A 22,061-nucleotide genomic window follows, 5' to 3' on the forward strand; every position below is an offset into this window, starting at 1 on the left:
GAGTATGCGCCCTGGGAACGCCCGGCGCCATGCCCCCCACTCCTGGGGGCCCACTGATGCCGGATTCGTAATCAGCGATTCCAGGGCCGGCGGGCGTCCCGGCCCGCTTCCAGCAACGGCACCATGCGCAACGCCGCGTCCGAAAGACCCCCGAAGGTGTGGCGGTTCCCACCTCCCGACGGGGCGTGCCCGACCCTGCACCAGATCGGCGTCGGCGGCCCGCAGCGCCGCCGCCGCGCCTAAGATCGCGGCGGCGTCGGCCCGGTCGAGCTGCGAGCGGTCCGACAGCGGCGACCACATCGAGCCCGAGCGGTCGACCAGGATCAGCGTCCGTCCCGGCAGCGCGGGCACATGAGCAGTACGGCCCACTGGACCGCGGTTTCCGGCTCTTCGACCCGCAGCGCCGGCACGGCGTGGGCTCCCCACGCCGTGCCGGCGCGCCCTGCTTGCGGGTGACGTTGGCGCAGCTCCTGCTGCAGTGCTTTGCCCCGCGGTTGCGGATGGGCTCCCCACACCGAGGGCACGAAGGTTTCGGTTTCCGAATGGCTTCAGCCCGCTGCCTCGCGGTCCCCAGGAGGCTGCATCGGTTGCTACAGAAACGCCTGTGCGTCAATTTCCGCGCCGGTTCGGTAATCGGATCAGCTCACCCGTACGAGCTACCGCTACTTCCGCGGCTGCCGCTTCCACGGACCGGTGATGGCGAGCATGATGCCCGGTGTCTGGATGTTGGCGTACAGCGTCTTGCCGTCGGGCGAGAACGTGACACCGGTGAACTCGCTGTACTCCGGCTTCTCCGCCGTGCCCACGTTCAGCTCGTTGCGCGCGATCGGGTACGTACGGCCGCTCTCGGTCGCCCCGAAGAGGTGCTGGACGCCCTCGCCGTCCTCGGCGATGACCAGACCGCCGTACGGCGAGACGGTGATGTTGTCCGGGCCGTCGAACGCGCCGTCCTTCGACGGGTCGGCGTTCACCCCGAGGAGCACCTTCAGCGTCAGCGTGCGGCGCTTCGGGTCGTAGAACCAGACCTGGCCGTCGTGCTGGACGGGGCTCTCCGCGCGGGCGAACGAGGAGACGATGTACGCACCGCCGTCACCCCACCACATGCCTTCGAGCTTGCGGGCACGGGTGACGTCCTGGCTGCCGAACTGCTTGCGCACGGAGACGGTCTTGGCGTCACGGTCGACGACGTCGACCCAGTCCACGCCGTACACGGTGCCGATCTTCGTGGCGCGGGACAGGTCGTCGACGAACTGGCCGCTGCTGTCGAAGCACTTGGTGGCCTGCAGGACACCGGCGTCGTCGGCGAGCGTGCGCAGCTGCCCGCGGCCGTGCGTGAAGCCGTGCGGCGGGACCCAGCGGTAGAGCAGCCCGTTGGGACCGGCCGCGTCCTCGGTCAGATAGGCGTGGCCGAGCTTGGGGTCGATGACGACGGCCTCGTGGGCGTACCGGCCGAACGCCTTGATGGGGCGCGGGTCGCGGTTGGCGCGCTTGTCGTACGGGTCGACCTCGAAGACGTAACCGTGGTCCTTGAGCAGGCCGTTCTTGCCGGCCTTGTCCTCGGTCTCCTCGCCGGTGAGCCACGTGCCCCACGGGGTGGTGCCACCGGCGCAGTTGGTGGACGTACCGGCGATGCCGACCCACTCGGCGGTACGGCCGTCGCGGCGGGTCTCCACAACGGTGCAGCCGCCGGCCGCGATGGGATCGTAGACGAGGCCCTCGGCGAGCGGTACCGGGTGCTCCCAGCCTGCGCGGGTGCCGCTCAGCTCGTGGTTGTTGACGAGCAGGGTGACACCGCGGGGGCCCTCGAAGGTGGCCGTGCCGTCGTGGTTGGAGGGGGTGTACTCGCCGGTCTCCAGCTTGGTGACACCGCTGTGGGTGATGACCTTGTACTCGAAGCCGGCGGGCAGCGCGAGGAGGCCCTCGGGGTCGGCGATCAGCGGCCCGTAGCCCGGCTCGCCGTGGTTTTCGTGACCGTTCCCGTGCGCGGGGTCGCTCTGGCCGGGCTTCGCGTCCTGTGCGGCCAGGGCGCCGGGCGCGGTGGCCAGCGCGGCGGCGGTACCGGTCAGGGCGATGCCGGCACCGGTGAGGGCGGACTGTTTGGTGAATTCCCTGCGCGTGAAGGGCATCACGTACTCCTGGAGCAACTGAGCGGGTGTTGGCGCGCCCACAGTCGCGCCCCTGCCCGAACACCAGTTGAACTGTGGTCGACGTCGAGGGGCATCCTTCCTGTGTAGTTGGCCGAAAACGGTGCCGTCGGCCGGATGCCGTGCCCTGTCCGGATGCCGTGCCCTGTCCAGATGCGGTGCCCTCTCCGGATGCCATGCCCTGTCCGGATGCGGACGGCGGGATACGGACGGGCAGCTGCAGCCGGCCCTCCGCATCCCGCCGTCACCACGCCCGGGTCGCGGTGTCTCAGGCCCGCGACCGGGCCTTGAACGCCGCCTTGCGGGCCTCCTTGGCCTTCTTCTTGTCGCTGTGCAGCCGCCCCATGGCTTCGAGGACGTCCGCCGTCGCCGGGTGCTCCACCCGCCACGCCTCGCCGAAGAAGCCGCTGTGCTGACCCGCCAGGCCCTCGACCAGGCCCTGGAGCTCGTCCAGGTCGCCGTCGGCCTCCAGCTGGGCCGCGATCGTGTCGATGGCGAGCCAGAAGATCATGGACTCGGGCGGCGCGGGTACGTCCGCCGCGCCCAGCTCCGCGAGCCAGACCCGGGCGAGGCCGCCCAGCTCGGCGTCGTCCAGCACCGCGCGCACCGCGGGCTCCGCCTCCGCGCCGACCAGGGCGAGCGCCTGCTGGCAGTTGAGCCGCCGCAGCGGCGCCTGCCGGTCCGATCCGCGGGCCGCCGCCAGGAGTTCGGCGGCGGCGCCGTCCGCGCCGCGCCGGGTGAGCCACAGCTCGATCTCGCCGCGCGCCGCCGCCTCGGGGTAGTACGCGATGCCACCGAGGAGCGCGTCGGCCCCCTTGTCCGCGAGGTCGCCGATCGCGGGGGCGTCCACCCCGGCGTCCAGCATCCGGGCCCGGACGCCGTACAGGCCGAGGGGGGTCAGCTTCACCATGCCGTACCGGGTGACGTCCTCGTCGTCGGCCGCGGCGGCGGTGTCCTCGCCCTCCTCGGCCAGCAACGCCTCGTCCACCGGGCGGTATTCGACGATCCCCATGGGTTCGAGGACCCGGAACTGGTCGTCGAGGCGCATCATCGCCTCGGACACCTGCTCAAGGATGTCGTCGGTGGGCTCGCCCATGTCGTCCGGCACCAGCATCGACGCGGCGAGCGCGGGCAGCGGCACGGGTGCCGCGTCCGCGCCACCGTCGCCGACGGTGAGCAGGTACAGATTGCCGAGGACCCCGTCGAGGAATTCCGCCTCGGCCTCCGGATCCCAGTCCAGGGAGTCGAAGTCCACCGTGCCGTCCTCGGCGACGAGGTCGGCGAAGTCCTCGAAGAAGGGCGCGGTGGCATCGGCGTGGACGGCCTCCAGCCCGTCGAGCCAGATCGACAGGACGTCCTGCGGCGAACCCCCGGTGATCAGCGCCAGGTTCTCACCGGCGGCCGCGGTCCCCTCCGCGTCCTCCCCGTCGCTCTCCTCCGGGTCCTCGACGTCGACCAGTCCCGTGTCGACCGCGAGCCGCCACGCCTCGCTGGCCTCCGCCGCGCCGTCCTCGTCCGCCGCGCGGCCGAGGTGCTCGGCCGCCGCGGGCAGCTGCGCTTCGACGAGCTCGCCACCGGCGCCGACCCGGGTCTCCGGGCCCGCCCAGCGGGCGAGCCGGACGGCGCGGGCGAGCAGCGGCGCGGCGAGCGCGTCCCGTGCCAGCTCGGCCTCGGTGCGCAGCCTTACGGGCGGCAGGGTGGGGCGCTCTGCGGACATCAGGTGGTTCTCCTCGGGGCGTACGGGGCGTACGGGGCGCGTACGGGATCGGGCGGGCCCAAGCGTAGACGCATTTCGCCCCATGCCACCCGGTTCATGAAACGGACGGCTCCCGTCCACCCGGAGGTTCTTGACAACGGATGTGCCCAGACAAGAGATTGACGCGCGTAGACCCCATCGTCCCCCTCGATATTCCGGAGCCATTGATGCCCTCCGCATCTTCCCGAACAACCGCCGTATCCGCCGTGGTCGCCGCCGCTCTCGCCGCGGGCCTGCTCACCGGCGCGGCCACCACTTCCGCGTCCGCGTCCTCCCCGGCCGTCTCCTCCCCGTCCGCCGAAGGCCAGGTCCGGATCCACGACATCCAGGGAACCACCCGGATATCCCCGCTCGCCGGCCAGCAGGTCGCCGGGGTCCCGGGCATCGTCACGGGGGTGCGGACGTACGGCTCGAAGGGCTTCTGGTTCCAGGACCCGAACCCCGACGCCGACCCCGCCACCAGCGAGGGCGTCTTCGTCTACACCGGCTCCGCGCCGACCGTCGCGGTCGGTGACGCGGTCACGGTCTCGGGCACGGTCGCCGAGTTCGTCCCGGGCGGCGCCGCCTCCGGCAACCAGTCACTCACCCAGATCACCAGGCCCACCGTCGCCGTGGTCTCCTCGGGCAACGCCCTGCCCGCGCCGGTGACTGTCTCCGAGCGCTCGGTCCCCGCCCGGTACACCCCGGCGGGCGACCCCGCGGCGGGCGGCTCGATCGACGCGCTCCCCCTCGACCCGTCCCGCTACGCCCTGGACTACTACGAGTCCCTGGAGGGCATGAACATCCGCATCGGCTCCTCGCGGGTGGTCGGCGCCACCGACCCGTACGCCGAGCTGTGGGTGACGGTGAAGCCGCACGAGAACGCCAGCAGCCGCGGCGGCACGGTCTACAGCTCGTACACCGCGCAGAACACCGGCCGGCTCCAGATCCAGTCGCTGGCGCCGCTCACCGAGCAGCCCTTCCCGACCGCCGATGTCGGCGACGTGCTGTCCGGCACGACCGAGGGCCCGCTCGACTTCAACCAGTACGGCGGCTACACGCTGACCGCCCGCACCCTGGGCAAGGTCACCTCCAACGGGCTGCGCCGGGAGACGACCCGCAAGCAGCACGACGACGAGCTGGCGGTGGCGACGTACAACGTCGAGAACCTCGACCCCGGCGACCCGCAGAAGAAGTTCGACGCGCTCGCCGCCGCGGTGGTCGACAACCTCGCCTCGCCCGACATCGTGGCGCTGGAGGAGATCCAGGACAACAACGGCGCGACGGACGACGGCACGGTCTTTGCCGACCGCACGGTCAAGATGTTCACCGACGCGATCGTGGCCGCGGGCGGCCCGGCATACCAGTGGCGTTCCATCGACCCGGAGAACAAGAAGGACGGCGGCGAGCCCGGCGGCAACATCCGCCAGGTGTTCCTCTTCAACCCGGAGCGGGTGTCGTTCACCGACCGCGCGGGCGGCGACGCGACGACCGCGACCGATGTCGTACGGGCAGGGGGCGGGGCCGCCCTGACCCACTCCCCCGGCCGGATCGACCCGTCGAACACGGCATGGACGAACAGCCGCAAGCCGCTCGCCGGCGAGTTCACCTTCCGCGGCCGTACGGTCTTCGTCGTCGCGAACCACTTCGCGTCCAAGGGCGGCGACGAGTCCATCGTCTCGCAGCACCAGCCGCCCACCCGCTCGTCGGAGGTCCAGCGGCACGCGCAGGCCAAGGTGGTCAACACCTTCGTCAAGAAGCTGCTGAGCGTTCAGAAGAACGCGGACGTCCTGGTCGTCGGCGACATCAACGACTTCGAGTTCTCCGGCACGACCGAGGCGCTGACGGCCGGTGGGGCGCTGTATCCGGCGATCAAGTCCCTGCCGCGCTCGGAGCGTTACTCGTACGTCTACCAGGGCAACACCCAGGTGCTCGACCAGATCCTGACCAGCCCGTCGATCCACGGCTTCCACTACGACAGCGTCCACATCAACGCGGAGTTCGCCGCGCAGAACAGCGACCACGACCCGCAGGTGCTGCGCTTCCGCCCGTAACCCGTAAACCCGTAGCGCGCCCCTACACGCCCGCCCTCGGCCGCATGCTGAGCGCGGGCGTGTACCGGTGCACGCCGCCGCCGGTCATCCCCGGATACGACTGCACCCGCTCCCACTGGGGCGTCCTCGACCCGATCCCGTCGCCGGGCGCGGCCAGCGCCTCGACATGGGCCCGCGCGCTCTCCCATTCGGCGTAATTGAGTACGCGCGTTCCGTCGGTGCTGACGTGGAAGTGCCCGGAGAGGGCGCCGGGCGCGGGCGCCGGATCGGTCTCCAGCGCCTCGAACACGGTGTCCACCCAGTCCCGCTGCCGCGCCTTGTCGGGCCCCTCGAACTCGACGTCGACGATCACGACGCACCCCGGTTCCCGCCCGGCTCCCTCCGTCGGCGGCATGGAGCGGTACATCTCGAAGGTGTGCAGCCCGAGCCGCCGGATGCCCGGCACGGCGGCGTCGATGTCCGCGTTCCGCTCGTCCCGGCCGTGCCGGAAGAACTCCTGGTACGCCTGCTCACCACTCCACTGGCCGTAGTGGAACAAGGTCTTCCCGTCCTCACCGGCATGGACGGTGTACGAGAGCAGCCCCGGATGCGGCCACTCCCGGCTTTCCCATGCGGTACGGATGGCCTCGATCGTCCGCCGCTGCCGCTCGGGGGTGCCGACATCCCAGGTGCTCGCCTTGACCAGTCCGACGTCGTTACGGGCAGGATCGGGACGGGATTCGACTCGCACGCTCATGACGGGTCCTCCTGACCGGCGCACCCGCGTGGTGCGCCGTTGCCGACCACACTGGTAGGTCAAGTGCGCTCGAGGTCAACACCACTCTTCCGGTGACGCCGTCGGGCCCACCGACGGGACAACGAACGGAGTACCGCATGGAACCGCGTCTCAGGGCGATCACCCGCGAGGAGCACCTGGCGTTCGTCGCGAGCCGGCCCGCCGTGAGTCATATGCAGGTTCCGTCGTGGGGCGATGTGAAGCCCGACTGGCGCGCGGAAAGTATCGGCTGGTTCGACCGCGACGCCACCGGCCGGGACCGGATCGTCGGGGCCGGGCTCGTCCTCCACCGGCCGATCCCCCGGACGAAACGCACACTCGCCTATCTGCCGGAGGGCCCCGTCATCGACTGGCACGACGCCGGCCTGGAGCGGTGGCTGGCGCCGATGCTGGCCCACCTGAAGGCGCGGGGCGCGTTCTCGGTGCGCATGGGCCCGCCGGTGGTCGCCCGCCGCTGGGACGCCGGGACGGTCAAGGACGCCATCGCGGACCCGTCCGCCCGGCGGCTGCGCGACGTGGCGGCGGACGAGGAGGAGCCGCAGGCTGCCGCGCTGGTGGAACAGTTGCGCGCACTGGGCTGGCGGCAGGGCGAGGAGGGCGGCGAGGACGGCTTCAGCGCCGGACAGCCCCGGTACGTCTTCCAGGTGCCGTTCGCCGGGCGGTCGCTGGAGGAGATCCTGGGCAACCTGAACCAGCAGTGGCGGCGCAACATCAAGAAGGCGGAGAAGGCGGGCGTCAAGGTCGTCGAGGGCGACTACGAGGACCTCCCGGCCTTCTACGAGCTGTACCGCGAGACGGCCGAGCGCGACCGCTTCGTCCCCCGCCCGCTCGATTACTTCCAGCGCATGTGGACCGCGCTGCGGGCCGAGAACCCCGACCGGATGCGGCTCTATCTGGCCCACCACGACGGCGAAACACTCTCCGCGGCGACGATGCTGACCGTGGGCGACCACGTCTGGTACTCCTACGGCGCCTCGACCGGCCGCAAGCGCGAGGTCCAGCCCAGCAACGCCGTCCAGTGGCGCATGATGAGCGACGCGCACGAGAGGGGAGCGGCCGTCTACGACCTGCGCGGCATCACCGACACCCTGGACGAGAGCAACCACCTCCTGGGCCTGCTGCGCTTCAAGGTCGGCACCGGCGGCCGGGCCGCCGAGTACATCGGCGAGTGGGACTACCCGATCAACAAGGTGCTCCACAAGGCCTTCTCCCTCTACATGGCGCGCCGATGACCTCACCACCCGCGCCGGCCTGCCGCCGAGCTCGCCCTCTGGTCCGAGGCCGCCGCGGCACTACTGCGAGGAATCGGTCCGCCAGGCGGTCATGTTCAGCTCGTCGAGCAGCCGCACGTCGCTGCCCTCCAGCGGGAAGGTGCGCGCCTGAAGTCCGGGGGCCGGTGCGATCTCCAGCGCGTCGCCCTCGATGGCTTGCTGCCGCAGTTGGTGAGGGTGAGGCCGACGGCCCGGTGGCCCTCACGCACCCGCCCCCCGTGTCGGCCTGCCGTATAGGTGTTCGATCAGACCAGAGCGCGGAGCTTCCCCCGCAACTGTTGAGCATTTCTTCCCCTTCATCCCAAGCAGAACTAAGTGGACCTTCACAGTCCGGTCGACCGACACTTCGGACATGACAGCACCCGTAGCCCCTTTCGGCCGCGCGCTCTGCGCGATGATCACGCCGTTCACCGCCTCCGGAGCGCTCGACCCGGACGCCGCCGGAAAGCATGCCGCCTCGCTGGTCGCCGACGGCTGCGACGGTCTGGTGCTCAGTGGCACCACCGGCGAGTCCCCGACCACCACCGACGCGGAGAAGACCGCGCTGCTGCGGGCCGTCCGCGCGGCGGTCGGCGACGGTGTGCCGATCGTCGCCGGGGTCGGCAGCTCGGACACCCAGCACACCGTGGCCCTCGCCCGGCAGGCCGAACAGGCGGGCGCGGACGGCCTGTTGGTGGTGACTCCGTACTACAGCAGACCGCCGCAGGCCGCCGTCGAGGCGCACTTCCGGCGCATCGCCGATGCCACCGGCCTTCCGCTCATGCTGTACGACATCCCTGGCCGCACCGGCACCCGCATCGAGCCGGAGACCCTGCTGCGGCTCGCGGAGCACCCGCGCATCGTGGCCGTGAAGGACTGCGCGTACGACCTGCTCGGCTCGACAAAGGTGATCGGCGCGACGTCGCTGGCCTACTACTCGGGCTGCGAGGAGCTGAACCTGCCGCTGTACGCGGTCGGCGCCGCGGGCTACGTCAGCACGGTCGCCAACGTGGCACCCCGGCAACTGCGGGCGGTGCTGGACGCCTTCGACGCCGGGGACACGGCCGGGGCCGCCCGGCTCAACCGGCTGACCGTCCCGCTCGCCGAGCTGATGATGGCGTCCGGGCTGCCCGGCACGGTCACGGCGAAGGCACTGCTCGACGCCGGACCGGTCCGCGAACCGCTGCAGCCCGCCGGGCGCGAGGCGACCGACGGGCTGCGGCGGGCGTACGAGGAACTCCTCGCCGCTACACGCTAGTTGTGGCTGTGCAGGATGTCGTTGAGACCACCCCAGACCGCGTTGTTCGGGCGGGCCTCGACGACGCCGGTGACCGAGTTGCGGCGGAAGAGGATGTTCGAGGCGCCGGAGAGCTCGCGGGCCTTGACGATCTGCCCGTCCGGCATCGTGATACGGCTGCCGGCCGTGATGTAGAGCCCGGCCTCGACGACGCACTCGTCGCCGAGCGCGATCCCCACACCCGCCTCGGCGCCGATCAGGCAGCGCTCGCCGATGACGATGCGCTCCTTGCCGCCGCCGGAAAGGGTGCCCATGGTGGAGGCGCCGCCGCCGATGTCGGAGCCGTTGCCGACGACGACACCCGCGGAGATCCGGCCCTCGACCATCGACGTGCCGAGGGTGCCCGCGTTGAAGTTGACGAAGCCCTCGTGCATGACGGTGGTGCCGGAGGCGAGGTGCGCGCCGAGCCTGACCCGGTCGGCGTCGGCGATCCGGACGCCCTTCGGTGCGACGTAGTCCGTCATCCGGGGGAACTTGTCGACCGAGGTGACCTGGAGGTGCAGGCCCTCGGCGCGGGCGTTCAGCCGCACCCGCTCCACGTCGTCCACGGCGACCGGGCCGAGCGAGGTCCAGGCGACGTTGGCGAGGAGGCCGAAGAGGCCGTCCAGGTTCTGGCCGTGCGGCTGGACGAGGCGGTGCGAGAGGAGGTGCAGGCGCAGGTACGCGTCGTGCGCGTCGAGCGGCTTGTCGTCGAGCGAGGCGATGACCGTACGTACGGCGACGACCTCGACCCCGCGGCGGGCGTCCACGCCGATGGCCTTGGCGGCACCGTCGCCGAGCAGGTTGACGGCCTGGTCGGGGGTGAGCCGTTCGGTTCCGGCCGGGCCCGGCTCGGCGGTGAGCTCGGGGGCGGGGAACCAGGTGTCGAGAACGGAACCGTCGCCGGCGATGGTGGCGAGGCCGGCGGCGACGGCGCCGGTGGTGCGAGCAGGAGTCGTGTCGGTCATGACACGAACCTAACCGGCGGGGCGCCGTCGTCGCCAACCGGTCTCGCCGGGTGGTCGCGCCCGTGCCCCGGGAGCCCCGACCACCCGCTCAGCCGGGCTGTGTCTGCCGCTCGGGTGCCGGTACGGGTTCCTCCGCGCGCACCGGCGCCGCCGCGGATGCGGGCAGCCGCCGCGCCGCCAGCACCGCCACCCCAGCGCCGCCCGCCAGCACCGCACAGGCCGGCCAGAGCAGTCCGGGCGCGGCGGCGTAGAGGGCGCCGCCGAGCGGTGGTGCCAGCACCTGCCCGCTGATGGAAGCGCCCGCGTACAGGCTCTGGAACCGGCCCTGGGCATGGGCGGGGGCCTGATCGGCGACGTACGCCGTCGCGGTGGTCTTGTAGAGGATCTCGCCCGCCGTCAGCGAGGCCATCATCGTGACGGCGAACAGCGCCCCGGCCCCCGGGATGAGCACCGCGTAGCCCAGTCCCACCAGCAACAGCCCGGCGCCGACGATGCTCAGCGGCGCGCGTCGGCGCAGGGCGTGGGCCGCGGGGAGTTCCAGCAGGAGGATGAGGCCGCCGTTGATGGAGAGCAGCCAGCCGTAGAACTGGGCGCTGTGGCCGTGCCCGGTCAGGAAGACGGGCAGGGTCGAGTACTGCTGGCGGTAGACGAGGTCGACGCAGAGGACCGAGGCGAGCAGGACCAGCACCGCGGGCCTGGCCCGCAGCTCCCGCCACAGCCCGGGTGCGCCGGGCGCGCGCACCGGCCGGCCGTGCGCGGTGCCGTGCGCCGGGAGCACCGTCGCCGCGTATCCGGCGAAGAACAGCGTCCCGAGGCCGTCGGCGACGAACAGCCAGTCGTACGAGAAGCGGGCGGCGATCAGCGCGCCGAGCGGCGGGCCGACGGCGAACGCGGCGTTGCTCCCGGCCCGCACGAGGGCGAAGCTCTGGCGCCGGCCGCCCTCGGGGACGGAGACGGCGACGAGGGCGGAGTTGGCGGCGCGTACTACACCTGCCGCGTACTGCGCGAGCGGCAGCACCCCGTACATCGCGACGACCGGCAGGACCGGCAGAGTGGCCAGCGCCGCCCCGCTGACCAGCGCACCGGTCAGAAGCATCCGGCGGTGGCCGTAGTGGTCCCCGAACCAGCCGCCGGTGAAGTTCCCCGCGACGAGGCCGATGCCGCCGATGCCCGCGATCACTCCGGCCTGCGGGACGGTCAGCCCGCGCGGGCCGGTCAGATAGACGAAGAGAAAGACGAAGGTGAAGCTGACGACCCCGTTGAGGAAGGAACCGAAGGCCAGCAGCCGTACCGTGCGCGGCACGTCGCGCACGATCCCGAAGAACCTCATCAGCAGCACCCTCCCCAGTGAGTTCCTCTTGGGAACTGACTATGACATCATGCTTGACTGCAGGTCAATCAGGTAAGAGACGGCAGCGGCGGACCGACGGAGGAGCCCATGCCCCAGCGCACCAGCCTGGCCGACGCCGACTGCGCGATCGCCCAGGCACTCGATGTCGTCGGCGACTGGTGGACCCTGCTGATCGTGCGGGACACGGCGCGCGGGGTGCACCGCTTCGATGCGCTCCAGGAGGAGCTGGGCGTGTCCCGCAAGGTGCTGACCGAGCGGCTGCGGCTGCTGGTCGACGCGGGAGTGCTGTCCCGGGAGCCGTATCAGGAGCGGCCCCCCCGGTACGAGTACCGGCTCACCCGGCGCGGACGCGCACTGCTGCCCGTACTTATCGCGCTCCAGGACTGGGGCGACAGCTGGGTGATGGGAGACGGGGAGATGACGGCAACGGCCGCCGAGGCATCGAAGGAGGCGGCCCGGGTGCATGCCCTGACGGGCACGCGCCTGCCCGAGCTGCAACTGCTGGACCACGACGGTGTGCCCCGCGACCCGGTCGCCGGCACCCCGTACACCGTCCTGTACTGCTTCCCCGGCGCCTACGCCCGCCGGGACGCCTATCCGCCGGGGTGGGCGCAGATCCCCGGCGCGAGCGGCTGCACCCTCGAATCCTGCACGTACCGCGACCAGTTGGCCGAGTTCACGGCGGCGGGCGCGACCGTCCACGGGGTGTCCACCCAACGCCCGGACGAGCAGCGGGCGTTCGCGGACGCGGAGCGGCTGCGCTTCCCGCTGCAGTCCGACGCGGAGCTGGAGCTGACGGCGGCTCTGCGACTGCCGACGTTCCGCGCAGCAGGGACGAGCCGACTGAAGCGGCTGACGCTGGTGGTGGACCGGAACCGGACGGTCCGCGAGGTGCTGTACCCGATCACGGACATCGAGGCGAGCGTGCGGGCCGCCCTGACGACGATCCGAGGAGCGGGCCTGCCCGGCGCGTGACGCCGGAGCGGCGGCGCCTCGTCAGCCGAGGAGGCGCCCCAGCATCTCCCGTGCGTACGCCTCGTCGTATTCGCCTCCGGTGAGCAGCACCTGCAGACAGATCCCGTCCATGAGCGCGATCAGCGCGCGCGCCGTGGCCGGATCGGTCCGCCGGGACAGCAGTTCGGCGGTGCCGTCGGTCCACTCGGCGGCGACCGGCCGCAGCGCGGGCCTGCGGAGCGCGGCGAGGTACAGCTCGTACTCCAGCTCGGCCCGCCCGCGCCCGCCGGAGAAGTACTCCCCCAGCAGCCGGGCCAGTTCCCCGGCGAGGTCGACGGCCGGGTCGGTCAGGGCCTCGCTCGCCCGCATGACCTCGGCGAAGTTCTCGTTCGACCGGCGCAGTGCCGCGGTCAACAGATCGTCCAGCGAGGCGAAGTGATACGTCGTCGAGCCGAGCGGCACATCGGCCTCGGCCGCGACGGAGCGGTGGCTCAGCCCCGCGATGCCCTTGGCGCCGACCACCCGGATCGCGGCGTCGATGATGCGGCCGCGCCGCTCGGGGTCGTAACGACGTGTCATCAGTGGGCCCCTCCCAGGTTCAGCACCACCACTCCGGCGATGACCAGCGCTATGCCCGCCAGCTTGACGAGGTTGCCGGACTCCCCCATGAAGAGGATGCCGATGGCGGCGATCGCGGCGGTGCCGATCCCGGCCCAGATGGCATAGGCGGTGCCCATCGACAGCGTCTTCAGCGTCTGGGCGAGCAGCGCGAAGGCGACGAGGTAACCCGCGACGGTGATCAGCGAGGGCCAGAGCCGGGTGAAGCCCTCGCTGTACTTCATGGCCGTCGTACCGGCCACCTCGGCCGCGATCGCCGCGGCAAGCAGTCCATAACCCATGTGTACGAGTGTACGCATCGCTGCTCGCACCACAGTACGGCTGTTTCGCGCCACCCGGGGCGCTACGGTGTCCCGACCGGCACACAGGACGACGACACACAACGGAGCAGCAGTGGCGCAGGACGCAGGGTGGGGCGGCGGAGCACCGTACGGAGGGCCTCCGGGGCCGCCGGGATGGGGCGGCTGGACGCCACCGCCGAAGCCGGGGGTCATACCGCTGGCGCCGCTGAGGCTCGGGGACATACTCGGTGGCGCCGTCAGCACGATGGGGCGCTACTGGAAGCAACTGTTCGGCATAGGCGTGGCCGTGTACGGCGGGGCGCTGGTGATCGTGGGGGCGGCTGCCCTGATCGCTTACTCCCAGATCAGTGACCATCTGCGCCACGTCGTCTCGCTCAGCGCCGAGGAGGATCCGGCGTCGGCGGACGTGGTGCCGCTGGGGATCGGCTTCGGCGTCGTCTGGCTGGTCGCGATGATCGTGTTCATGGTCAGTACGGCCATGATGTACGCGACCGTTCCCGCGATCCTGCAGGAGGCGGTCCTGGGCAGGCCGACCACCTTCGGCGCGATCTGGCGCCGGGCCTGGGCCCGTGTGCCGGCGGTGATCGGAACGGTGGTCCTGTCCACGCTGATCGCGATGATCCCGATAGTGCTCGCGGTGATCGGCTTCGTCACGGTCATGATCGGCGCCATCACTCTCTCGCAGGGGTCCGGCACCGCGCTGTGGGCCTCGCTCGACTTCCTGGGCGCCCTGGCCACCGCGCCCCTGGCGGCCTGGCTCTGGGTGAAGTTCTGTCTGGCCCCCTCGGCCGTGGCCTTCGAAGGGCAGGGCCCGGTGGCGGGACTGCGCCGCTCGTCGCAGCTGGTGCGCGGCGACTGGTGGCGGGTCTTCGGGATCACCCTGCTGGCCCTGCTCATGGCGGGCGTGGCGAGCTACATCATCCAGATCCCGTTCTCGTTCCTCGGCATGTTCTCCGGTGTCATCGGCGGCTCGACCCTGGCCGACGACCCGAATCCGGCCTCGATCCTCTTCGCCATGAGCGGCTATCTGGTGATCATGGCGCTCGGGCAGCTGATCGGACAGCTCGTCACGACGACGTTCCCGCCGCTGGTGACCGGACTCCTCTACGTCGACCGGCGCATCCGTACGGAGAACCTGGGCCCGGCCCTGGCCGAGGCGGCAGGCACCCCGCCGCCGCCCCCGTACGGCACCCGGATGTACTGATCGGCCCGGACCGCCGGACGGTCCGGCACGACGCCCCGGACGCCGGTGAACGGCGCCCGGGGCGTGTGCTGCCCGGTACCTGACCGAACCGCCTGTCCCGGCTGTCCCTGGTTTATCCGAACTGGCCGGGCTGGTAGTCGCCGGCGGGCTGCTGGGTGATGACGTTCAGGCGGTTGAAGGCGTTGATGACGGCGATGAGCGACACCAGGGCGCCGAGCTGCTCCTCGTCATAGTGCTTGGCGGCATTCGCCCAGACCTCGTCACCGACACCACCGGCCGCGTCGGCGATGCGGGTGCCCTGCTCCGCGAGCTCCAGGGCAGCGCGCTCGGCATCGGTGAACACCTTGGCCTCCCGCCAGGCCGCGACCAGGTTGAGCCGCACCGACGTCTCCCCGGCGTGCGCGGCGTCCTTGCTGTGCATGTCGACGCAGAAGGCGCAGCCATTGATCTGACTGGCACGGAGCAGCACCAGCTCCCGCGTCGCGGCCGGCAGCGTCGATTCCCCGATCACCTTGCCCGCCGCGATGATGTGCTTCAGCGCCCCGGCCGCGACCGGGTTGGCGAAGAGGTTCAAACGAGCTTCCATGACGCACTCCTTTGCCGTTGTTGGCGTTACACCTCTCTGACGGAGACAGCCCACCAGATGTGACACGGCGGAATGTGACGCGCGTCTCCCGTGTCGGGCCTCGCGTCGGCGTGTGTCGCGTTCGGCTTCCGGTTCCCCGCCGAGATCCTTCCGGTTCCCCCGCCGAGAACGACGAACGGCCCCTGGCCGAAGCCGGGGGCCGTTCGTCAGTGATGCCTCAGACGTTGAAGCCGAGTGCGCGCAGCTGCTCGCGCCCGTCGTCCGTGATCTTGTCCGGGCCCCACGGCGGCATCCAGACCCAGTTGATCCGCAGCTCGTTGACGATGCCGTCGGTCGCGGACTTCGCCTGGTCCTCGATGACATCGGTCAGCGGGCAGGCCGCGGACGTCAGAGTCATGTCGAGGGTGGCGATGTTGGCGTCATCGATGTGGATGCCGTAGATCAGGCCCAGGTTGACGACGTCGATGCCCAGTTCGGGGTCGACGACGTCGTACAGGGCCTCGCGGACCTCCTCCTCGGAGGCCGGCTTGGTCGTGAGCTCCTCGTTGGATGTCACCGTGTTGTCGCTCATGCCGTCTTCCCTTCGGACAGCGCTTTCGCCGTCGCGTCCTTCCACGCCATCCAGCTCAACAGCGCGCACTTGACCCGGGCCGGGTACTTCGAGACACCGGCGAACGCTACCGCGTCCTCCAGTACCTCCTCCATCGCGTCGTCCGGCTCCAGCTGGCCCTTCGACTGCATCAGCTCCAGGAAGGTCTCCTGGATCTTCTGCGCCTCGCCCAGTTCCTTGCCGACCAGCAGGTCGTTGAGCACGGATGCGCTGGCCTGGCTGATGGAGCAGCCCTGACCCTCGTACGACACATCGGCGATGGTCTCGCCGTTGTACTTCACCCGGAGAGTGATCTCGTCGCCGCACGTCGGGTTGACGTGGTGCACCTCGGCGTCGCCGTCCCGCAGGCCACGCCCGTGGGGGTGCTTGTAGTGGTCCAGGATCACTTCCTGGTACATGGAATCAAGCTTCACCAGTCAACCCTCAGCCGCTCTGCCTATTAACCGAAAAAGTTCCGTACGTGTTCCAGTCCGTCCACCAGGGCGTCGACCTCGTCGGGCGTGGAATACAGATAGAACGACGCTCGCGTCGTCGCAGGAATTCCGAACCTCAGGCAGACCGGCCGGGCGCAGTGGTGTCCGACCCGGACCGCGATGCCCTGCTCGTCGAGCACCTGGCCCACGTCGTGCGGGTGGATGTCGCCGAGCGTGAAGGAGATCGTGGCACCGCGGTCCTCGGCCGTCGCAGGACCGATGATCCTGAGGTCCGGGACCTCCAGGAGCCGCTTCACCGCGTACTGGGTGATCGCGTGCTCGTGCTGGTAGATCTTCTCCATGCCGATCGCCGACAGGTAGTCCACCGCCGCACCGAGGCCGACGGCCTGGGCGATCGGGGGCGTACCGGCCTCGAACTTGTGCGGCGCGGGGGCGTACGTCGACGAGTGCATCGACACGGTCTCGATCATCTCGCCGCCACCGAGGAACGGCGGCAGGTCCTCCAGGAGCTCCTGACGTCCCCAGAGCACGCCGATGCCGGTCGGGCCGACCATCTTGTGGCCGGTGAAGGCCACGAAGTCGGCCTGCAGCGCCTGCACGTCGAGCACCATGTGCGGGGCGGCCTGCGAGGCGTCGATGCAGACCAGCGCGCCGACCTGCTGGGCACGGCGGATGATCTTCTCGACCGGGTTGATCGTGCCCATGATGTTGGAGACCAGGGTGAAGGAGACGATCTTCGTCTTCTCCGTGATGATCTCGTCGATGTTGGACAGGTCGAGGCGGCCGTCGTCGGTGATGCCGAACCACTTCAGCTTCGCGCCCGTGCGCTGCGAGAGCAGCTGCCACGGCACGATGTTGGAGTGGTGCTCCATCTCCGTGGTGACGATCTCGGTCTCGTGGTCCACCCGGTAGGGCTCATCGGCCCAGCCGAGCATGTTGGCCACGAGATTGAGCGACTCGGAGGCGTTCTTGGTGAAGATCACCTCGTTGCGGCTGGGCGCGTTGATGAACGCGGCGATCTTGTCACGGGCGCCTTCGTACAGCGCCGTGGCCTCCTCCGCGATCGTGTACACGCCGCGGTGCACGTTGGCGTTGTGCCGCTCGTAGTACTCGTTGAGGGCATCGAGGACCTGGCGCGGCTTCTGCGACGTCGCCGCGCTGTCCAGGTAGACGACCTTCTTCCCGTCGTGGACCGTGCGGTCCAGGAGGGGGAAGTCCTTGCGGATCGCCTCGGTGTCGAGGAGGCCCGGCAGCTGTGTCACGCGGAAGCGCCACCCTTCACATATGCCTCGTAGCCCTCGTTCTCCAGCTTGTCGGCGAGTTCGGCGCCGCCGGACTCGGCGATGCGGCCGTTGGCGAAGACGTGCACGAAGTCGGGCTTGATGTAGCGGAGGATCCGCGTGTAGTGCGTGATCAGCAGGGTGCCGACCTCGCCGGTCTCGCGGACCCGGTTGACGCCCTCGGAGACGACGCGCAGGGCATCGACGTCCAGACCGGAGTCGGTCTCGTCGAGGATCGCGACCTTCGGCTTGAGGAGCTCCAGCTGAAGGATCTCGTGGCGCTTCTTCTCACCGCCGGAGAAGCCCTCGTTGACGTTGCGCTCGGCGAACGCGGGGTCCATCTGGAGGCCGGCCATCGTCTCCTTGACCTCCTTCACCCAGGTACGCAGCTTGGGCGCCTCGCCGCGGACGGCGGTGGCGGAGGTGCGCAGGAAGTTGGAGACCGAGACACCGGGGACCTCGACCGGGTACTGCATGGCCAGGAAGAGGCCGGCGCGGGCGCGCTCGTCGACGGTCATCGCCAGGACGTCCTCGCCGTCCAGGGTCACCGTGCCGCTGGTGATCGTGTACTTGGGGTGACCGGCGAGGGAGTACGCGAGCGTGGACTTGCCGGACCCGTTGGGGCCCATGATGGCGTGGGTCTCGCCCTGCTTCACGATCAGGTCGACGCCCTTGAGGATCTCCTTCGTGGCGTTGTCGGCCTCGACGGAGACGTGCAGGTCGCGGATTTCAAGCGTTGCCATGGGTGACTCAGGACTCCTGGGTGACGGAGACGAGCACATCGTCCCCTTCGATCTTGACGGGGTATACGGGGACGGGGCGCGTCGCGGGAAGGCCGGACGGCTTGCCGGTGCGCAGGTCGAAGCTGGAGCCGTGCAGCCAGCACTCGATCATGCAGTCCTCGACCTCTCCCTCGGACAGGGAGACGTTCGCGTGCGAGCAGATGTCGTTGATCGCGAACACCTCGCCCTCGGTACGGACGACGGACACCGGGACGCCGTCGAGCTCCACCCGCTTGGGGGTGTCGTCCTCCAGCTCACTCAGCGCACAGGCTTTGACGAAGGCCATCAGACGGAAGCCTTCAGCTCGGTCTCGATCTTGTCGAGCAGCCGCGCCTCGACGTCCGGCAGGCCGATCTGCTGGACGAGCTCGGCGAAGAAGCCGCGCACGACGAGCCGGCGGGCCTCCTCGGCCGGGATGCCGCGGGACATCAGGTAGAAGAGCTGCTCGTCGTCGAAACGGCCGGTCGCGGAGGCGTGGCCGGCGCCGACGATCTCACCGGTCTCGATCTCCAGGTTCGGCACCGAGTCGACCCGCGCACCGTCCGTAAGGACGAGGTTGCGGTTCATCTCGTAGGTGTCGGTGCCCTCGGCCCTGGCCTGGATGAGGACGTCACCGATCCACACCGCGTGTGCGCCGTCGCCCTGGAGCGCGCCCTTGTAGACGGCGTTGGACTTGCAGTGGGGGGTGTTGTGGTCGACGAAGAGGCGGTGCTCCTGGTGCTGGCCCTTGTCGGTGAAGTACAGACCGAAGAGCTCGGCCTCGCCGCCGGTGCCCGCGTAGCTGACCCGCGGGTGGAGACGGACCAGGTCACCGCCGAAGGTGACGACGATCGACTTGAACGAGGCGTCCCGGCCGACCAGCGCGTTGTGCTGGCCGACGTGGACCGCGGTCTCGTCCCAGTCCTGCACGGAGACGACGGTGAGCTTCGCGCCGTCACCGAGGACGTAGTCCACGTTGGCGGCGAGCACCGCGTCACCGGTGTGGTCGATGACGACGACGGCCTCGGCGAAGGCACCCAGTTCGACGACCTGGTGGCCGTAGGCCACGCCGCCCTCGCCGTGCACCGCGATGCGGATCGGCTCGGTGAGCACGGCCTCCTTGGCGACCGTGACGACGGACGCCTGCTCGAAGGACGAGTACGCCTGGGCGGCGACGCGGTCCACGGGGGTACCGGCCTTCCCGAGCCGGGAATCGTCGCGGCCGACGGTCTCGACCGTGACGCCCTCGGGGGCCTCGATCGCGACCTTCACGGCGCCACCGGTGGCGACGGCCGTGCCGTCGTGCAGTCCGCGCAGCCGCTCCAGCGGCGTGAACCGCCACTCCTCCTCGCGGCCGTGCGGGACCGGGAAGTCCGCGACGTCGTAGGACGGGGGCGCGCTCATGCGCGTGGCGACGGTCGACTCGGCGGCCACCGCGATGGATCCGGTGGTGGTGGAGCCCGCCGGAGTGGGCCCCCCCGCTCGAGCGGAGCCGAGAGTGGGGGAGTTCTGAGCCTCAGCCATGGCTGTCGTAGTGCTCGCTTTCTCTGTCAAAAGTCGGGGAGTTCGGTCGTCCGGCTGTGCTAGCCCGTGTCAGCCGACCGAGCCCTCCATCTGCAGCTCGATCAGCCGGTTGAGCTCGAGTGCGTACTCCATCGGCAGCTCCTTCGCGATCGGCTCGACGAAGCCGCGCACGATCATCGCCATCGCCTCGAACTCCGTCAGACCGCGGCTCATCAGATAGAAGAGCTGGTCCTCGGAGACCTTGGAGACGGTCGCCTCGTGACCCATCGACACGTCGTCCTCGCGGACGTCGACGTACGGGTAGGTGTCGGAGCGGGAGATCGTGTCGACCAGGAGCGCGTCGCACAGCACGTTGGACTTGGAGCCCGCGGCGCCCTCGCCGATCTCGACCAGACCGCGGTACGAGGTACGGCCGCCGCCTCGCGCCACCGACTTGGAGACGATGTTGGAGGAGGTGTTCGGCGCCATGTGGACCATCTTGGATCCGGCGTCCTGGTGCTGGCCCTCGCCCGCGAAGGCGATGGAGAGCGTCTCGCCCTTGGCGTGCTCGCCCATCAGGTAGACGGCCGGGTACTTCATGGTGACCTTGGAGCCGATGTTGCCGTCGACCCACTCCATGGTCGCGCCCTCGTACGCCACGGCGCGCTTGGTGACCAGGTTGTAGACGTTGTTCGACCAGTTCTGGATCGTCGTGTAGCGGCAGCGGCCGCCCTTCTTCACGATGATCTCGACAACGGCGGAGTGCAGCGAGTCCGAGGAGTAGATCGGCGCGGTGCAGCCCTCGACGTAGTGGACGTAGGCGTCCTCGTCGACGATGATCAGCGTCCGCTCGAACTGACCCATGTTCTCCGTGTTGATACGGAAGTAGGCCTGCAGCGGGATGTCGACGTGGACACCCTTCGGCACGTAGATGAACGAGCCACCGGACCACACGGCCGAGTTCAGCGAGGCGAACTTGTTGTCGCCGACCGGGATGACGGTGCCGAAGTACTCCTTGAAGAGCTCCGGGTGCTCCTTCAGCGCGGTGTCCGTGTCGAGGAAGATGACGCCCTGCTCCTCCAGGTCCTCACGGATCTGGTGGTAGACGACCTCGGACTCGTACTGCGCGGCGACACCGGCGACCAGGCGCTGCTTCTCCGCCTCCGGGATACCGAGCTTGTCGTACGTGTTCTTGATGTCCTCGGGCAGGTCCTCCCAGGACTCCGCCTGCTTCTCGGTGGACCGCACGAAGTACTTGATGTTGTCGAAGTCGATGCCCGACAGGTCCGAGCCCCAGTTCGGCATGGGCTTCTTGTCGAACAGGCGCAGCCCCTTGAGACGGAGCTTCAGCATCCACTCGGGCTCGTTCTTCTTTGCCGAGATGTCGCGTACGACAGCCTCGGAGAGGCCGCGCTTGGCCGCCGCGCCTGCCGCGTCGGAGTCGGCCCAGCCGAATTCGTACGTACCCAGACCCTCGAGCTCAGGGTGGGCAGTCTCCGTGGGGAGCGTCATGCGGGGTTCCTCCCGGCCGTGCTTGCAGATACTGAATGGGTGGTCTGTGGTGCTGCGTGGCCACTGCGCGGAATGTACGTCGTGCACACACCGTCGCCGTGGGCGATGGTGGCCAGACGCTGCACATGGGTCCCGAGGAGGCTGGAGAAGAACTCCGTCTCCGCCTCGCACAGCTGCGGGTACTGCTCGGCGACATGGGCCACCGGGCAGTGGTGCTGGCACAGCTGCTCGCCCTGCTGCGGGCCGGGCGCGCTACGCGCGGTAGCAGCGTACCCGTCGGCCGACAAGGCCTTGGCCAGGGCCTTGGTCCGCGCCTGCGGGTCCGCGGCCTCGACCGCCGCGCGGTACGCCTCGGACTGGGCCGCGATCCTGGCCCGGGCGAAGGCGATGACCGCCTCGTCGCCCGAGGTCTCGGCGATCCAGCGCAGCGCGTCTGCGGCGAGCTTGTCGTAGGACTGGTCGAAGGCGTCCCGCCCGCAGTCGGTGAGGGCGAACACCTTGGCCGGGCGGCCCCGGGTCCGTGCGCCGTACACCCGCTGTTCGCGGGCCTCGACGACGCCGTCGGAGACGAGGGCGTCGAGATGGCGGCGTACCGCGGCCTGGGTCAGGCCCAGACGCTTGGCCAGGTCGGCAACCGTGGACGGGCCGTGGTCCAGGATGGATCGCGCGACGCGGTTGCGCGTCGAGCGCTCTCCGGTCGCGAGTTCCTCCTGCGGAGCCTCGCCAACGTATTTCACAACGCCA

Annotated in this window: 21 protein-coding genes and 1 pseudogene; 5 read left to right on the forward strand and 17 right to left on the reverse strand. The window is 70.1% G+C overall.

Going from position 1 to position 22,061, the window contains the following annotated elements; all coding sequences use genetic code 11:
* Nucleotides 1-71: 71 nt before the first annotated feature.
* The 3 genes and pseudogenes from OH735_RS08215 to OH735_RS08225 form a co-directional block, all read right to left on the reverse strand.
* A pseudogene (locus OH735_RS08215) lies at nt 72-351 on the reverse strand (hypothetical protein); the annotation flags it as partial.
* A 311-nt stretch (nt 352-662) separates the two neighbouring features.
* Nucleotides 663-2,126 (reverse strand): alkaline phosphatase PhoX, encoded by a 1,464-nt coding sequence (locus OH735_RS08220; RefSeq protein ID WP_406380730.1) that lies wholly within the window; start codon nt 2,124-2,126, stop codon nt 663-665.
* A gap of 286 nt (nt 2,127-2,412) precedes the next feature.
* Nucleotides 2,413-3,861 carry a hypothetical protein gene (locus OH735_RS08225; RefSeq protein ID WP_406380731.1) on the reverse strand — a complete coding sequence of 483 codons (1,449 nt, stop codon included), beginning with the start codon at nt 3,859-3,861 and terminating at the stop codon, nt 2,413-2,415.
* Nucleotides 3,862-4,067: 206 nt separating this feature from the next.
* On the opposite strand from OH735_RS08225, the gene OH735_RS08230 reads away from it, so the two are divergent.
* Nucleotides 4,068-5,933 carry an endonuclease/exonuclease/phosphatase family protein gene (locus tag OH735_RS08230; protein WP_406380732.1) on the forward strand — a complete coding sequence of 622 codons (1,866 nt, stop codon included), beginning with the start codon at nt 4,068-4,070 and terminating at the stop codon, nt 5,931-5,933.
* Nucleotides 5,934-5,955: 22 nt separating this feature from the next.
* On the opposite strand, the gene OH735_RS08235 is transcribed toward OH735_RS08230, so the two are convergent.
* Nucleotides 5,956-6,669, reverse strand: coding sequence for an antibiotic biosynthesis monooxygenase (locus OH735_RS08235; protein WP_406380733.1), 714 nt, complete (start codon nt 6,667-6,669; stop codon nt 5,956-5,958).
* 137 nt (nt 6,670-6,806) lie between these two features.
* On the opposite strand from OH735_RS08235, the gene OH735_RS08240 reads away from it, so the two are divergent.
* Both OH735_RS08240 and dapA read left to right on the forward strand, forming a co-directional pair.
* Entirely contained in the window at nt 6,807-7,940 is a 1,134-nt protein-coding gene (locus OH735_RS08240; RefSeq protein WP_406380734.1) for a lipid II:glycine glycyltransferase FemX, read from the forward strand.
* A gap of 391 nt (nt 7,941-8,331) precedes the next feature.
* A complete protein-coding gene (gene dapA / locus OH735_RS08245) occupies nt 8,332-9,216 on the forward strand; it encodes a 4-hydroxy-tetrahydrodipicolinate synthase (RefSeq protein ID WP_406380735.1) in 885 nt (294 codons plus the stop codon).
* Here dapA and dapD read toward each other — a convergent pair.
* Nucleotides 9,213-10,202 carry a 2,3,4,5-tetrahydropyridine-2,6-dicarboxylate N-succinyltransferase gene (gene dapD / locus OH735_RS08250; RefSeq protein ID WP_406380736.1) on the reverse strand — a complete coding sequence of 330 codons (990 nt, stop codon included), beginning with the start codon at nt 10,200-10,202 and terminating at the stop codon, nt 9,213-9,215. The genes dapA and dapD overlap by 4 nt on opposite strands.
* Nucleotides 10,203-10,290: 88 nt before the next feature.
* Nucleotides 10,291-11,532 carry an MFS transporter gene (locus OH735_RS08255; RefSeq protein ID WP_406380737.1) on the reverse strand — a complete coding sequence of 414 codons (1,242 nt, stop codon included), beginning with the start codon at nt 11,530-11,532 and terminating at the stop codon, nt 10,291-10,293.
* A gap of 108 nt (nt 11,533-11,640) precedes the next feature.
* On the opposite strand from OH735_RS08255, the gene OH735_RS08260 reads away from it, so the two are divergent.
* Nucleotides 11,641-12,528 carry a winged helix-turn-helix transcriptional regulator gene (locus OH735_RS08260; RefSeq protein ID WP_406380738.1) on the forward strand — a complete coding sequence of 296 codons (888 nt, stop codon included), beginning with the start codon at nt 11,641-11,643 and terminating at the stop codon, nt 12,526-12,528.
* 21 nt (nt 12,529-12,549) lie between these two features.
* Here the strand turns inward: OH735_RS08260 and OH735_RS08265 are convergent, their stop codons facing one another.
* Both OH735_RS08265 and OH735_RS08270 read right to left on the reverse strand, forming a co-directional pair.
* On the reverse strand, nt 12,550-13,086 hold the full coding sequence (locus tag OH735_RS08265; protein WP_406380739.1) for a TetR/AcrR family transcriptional regulator: 537 nt from the start codon (nt 13,084-13,086) through the stop codon (nt 12,550-12,552).
* A complete protein-coding gene (locus OH735_RS08270; protein WP_406380740.1) occupies nt 13,086-13,406 on the reverse strand; it encodes a DMT family transporter in 321 nt (106 codons plus the stop codon). Before OH735_RS08270 ends, OH735_RS08265 begins: the two co-directional genes overlap by 1 nt.
* Before the next feature lie 112 nt (nt 13,407-13,518).
* Here OH735_RS08270 and OH735_RS08275 point away from each other — a divergent pair, with 112 nt between their 5' ends.
* Nucleotides 13,519-14,631, forward strand: coding sequence for a hypothetical protein (locus tag OH735_RS08275; RefSeq protein WP_406380741.1), 1,113 nt, complete (start codon nt 13,519-13,521; stop codon nt 14,629-14,631).
* Between the two features lie 112 nt (nt 14,632-14,743).
* Here OH735_RS08275 and OH735_RS08280 read toward each other — a convergent pair whose 3' ends face one another.
* The 9 genes from OH735_RS08280 to OH735_RS08320 all read right to left on the reverse strand — a co-directional run bounded on the left by OH735_RS08280 (nt 14,744) and on the right by OH735_RS08320 (nt 22,054).
* On the reverse strand, nt 14,744-15,217 hold the full coding sequence (locus OH735_RS08280; protein WP_406380742.1) for a carboxymuconolactone decarboxylase family protein: 474 nt from the start codon (nt 15,215-15,217) through the stop codon (nt 14,744-14,746).
* Between the two features lie 217 nt (nt 15,218-15,434).
* On the reverse strand, nt 15,435-15,788 hold the full coding sequence (locus OH735_RS08285) for a metal-sulfur cluster assembly factor (protein WP_371665221.1): 354 nt from the start codon (nt 15,786-15,788) through the stop codon (nt 15,435-15,437).
* The gene (sufU, locus tag OH735_RS08290; RefSeq protein WP_406380743.1) at nt 15,785-16,240 is read right to left on the reverse strand and encodes a Fe-S cluster assembly sulfur transfer protein SufU; all 456 of its coding nucleotides are present in this window, start codon (nt 16,238-16,240) and stop codon (nt 15,785-15,787) included. The genes OH735_RS08285 and sufU overlap by 4 nt, the downstream gene beginning before the upstream one ends.
* Nucleotides 16,241-16,266: 26 nt before the next feature.
* Nucleotides 16,267-17,523 (reverse strand): cysteine desulfurase, encoded by a 1,257-nt coding sequence (locus OH735_RS08295; protein WP_406380744.1) that lies wholly within the window; start codon nt 17,521-17,523, stop codon nt 16,267-16,269.
* A complete protein-coding gene (gene sufC / locus OH735_RS08300; RefSeq protein ID WP_351259406.1) occupies nt 17,520-18,284 on the reverse strand; it encodes a Fe-S cluster assembly ATPase SufC in 765 nt (254 codons plus the stop codon). Before sufC ends, OH735_RS08295 begins: the two co-directional genes overlap by 4 nt.
* Before the next feature lie 7 nt (nt 18,285-18,291).
* On the reverse strand, nt 18,292-18,609 hold the full coding sequence (locus OH735_RS08305; protein ID WP_093539686.1) for a bifunctional 3-phenylpropionate/cinnamic acid dioxygenase ferredoxin subunit: 318 nt from the start codon (nt 18,607-18,609) through the stop codon (nt 18,292-18,294).
* Nucleotides 18,609-19,826 (reverse strand): Fe-S cluster assembly protein SufD, encoded by a 1,218-nt coding sequence (sufD, locus tag OH735_RS08310; RefSeq protein ID WP_406380745.1) that lies wholly within the window; start codon nt 19,824-19,826, stop codon nt 18,609-18,611. The genes OH735_RS08305 and sufD overlap by 1 nt, the downstream gene beginning before the upstream one ends.
* Before the next feature lie 69 nt (nt 19,827-19,895).
* Complete coding sequence (gene sufB, locus OH735_RS08315) at nt 19,896-21,317, reverse strand: Fe-S cluster assembly protein SufB (protein ID WP_406380746.1); 1,422 nt, start codon at nt 21,315-21,317, stop codon at nt 19,896-19,898.
* Nucleotides 21,314-22,054, reverse strand: coding sequence for a helix-turn-helix transcriptional regulator (locus tag OH735_RS08320; RefSeq protein WP_406380747.1), 741 nt, complete (start codon nt 22,052-22,054; stop codon nt 21,314-21,316). Before OH735_RS08320 ends, sufB begins: the two co-directional genes overlap by 4 nt.
* Nucleotides 22,055-22,061: the final 7 nt, after the last annotated feature.

It is taken from the genome of Streptomyces sp. NBC_01618 (genome assembly GCF_045209435.1).
Lineage (GTDB): Bacteria > Actinomycetota > Actinomycetes > Streptomycetales > Streptomycetaceae > Streptomyces.

Coding starts and splice junctions, on each gene's coding strand:
- OH735_RS08280 (WP_406380742.1), bottom strand. CDS start 15,217: ATGGAAGCTCGTTTGAACCTCTTCGCCAACCCGGTCGCGGCCGGGGCG.
- OH735_RS08240 (WP_406380734.1), top strand. CDS start 6,807: ATGGAACCGCGTCTCAGGGCGATCACCCGCGAGGAGCACCTGGCGTTC.
- sufC (WP_351259406.1), bottom strand. CDS start 18,284: ATGGCAACGCTTGAAATCCGCGACCTGCACGTCTCCGTCGAGGCCGAC.
- sufB (WP_406380746.1), bottom strand. CDS start 21,317: ATGACGCTCCCCACGGAGACTGCCCACCCTGAGCTCGAGGGTCTGGGT.
- sufD (WP_406380745.1), bottom strand. CDS start 19,826: ATGGCTGAGGCTCAGAACTCCCCCACTCTCGGCTCCGCTCGAGCGGGG.
- OH735_RS08260 (WP_406380738.1), top strand. CDS start 11,641: ATGCCCCAGCGCACCAGCCTGGCCGACGCCGACTGCGCGATCGCCCAG.
- dapD (WP_406380736.1), bottom strand. CDS start 10,202: ATGACCGACACGACTCCTGCTCGCACCACCGGCGCCGTCGCCGCCGGC.
- dapA (WP_406380735.1), top strand. CDS start 8,332: ATGACAGCACCCGTAGCCCCTTTCGGCCGCGCGCTCTGCGCGATGATC.
- OH735_RS08285 (WP_371665221.1), bottom strand. CDS start 15,788: ATGAGCGACAACACGGTGACATCCAACGAGGAGCTCACGACCAAGCCG.
- OH735_RS08225 (WP_406380731.1), bottom strand. CDS start 3,861: ATGTCCGCAGAGCGCCCCACCCTGCCGCCCGTAAGGCTGCGCACCGAG.
- OH735_RS08305 (WP_093539686.1), bottom strand. CDS start 18,609: ATGGCCTTCGTCAAAGCCTGTGCGCTGAGTGAGCTGGAGGACGACACC.
- OH735_RS08220 (WP_406380730.1), bottom strand. CDS start 2,126: ATGCCCTTCACGCGCAGGGAATTCACCAAACAGTCCGCCCTCACCGGT.
- OH735_RS08255 (WP_406380737.1), bottom strand. CDS start 11,532: ATGAGGTTCTTCGGGATCGTGCGCGACGTGCCGCGCACGGTACGGCTG.
- OH735_RS08230 (WP_406380732.1), top strand. CDS start 4,068: ATGCCCTCCGCATCTTCCCGAACAACCGCCGTATCCGCCGTGGTCGCC.
- OH735_RS08265 (WP_406380739.1), bottom strand. CDS start 13,086: ATGACACGTCGTTACGACCCCGAGCGGCGCGGCCGCATCATCGACGCC.
- OH735_RS08270 (WP_406380740.1), bottom strand. CDS start 13,406: ATGGGTTATGGACTGCTTGCCGCGGCGATCGCGGCCGAGGTGGCCGGT.
- OH735_RS08235 (WP_406380733.1), bottom strand. CDS start 6,669: ATGAGCGTGCGAGTCGAATCCCGTCCCGATCCTGCCCGTAACGACGTC.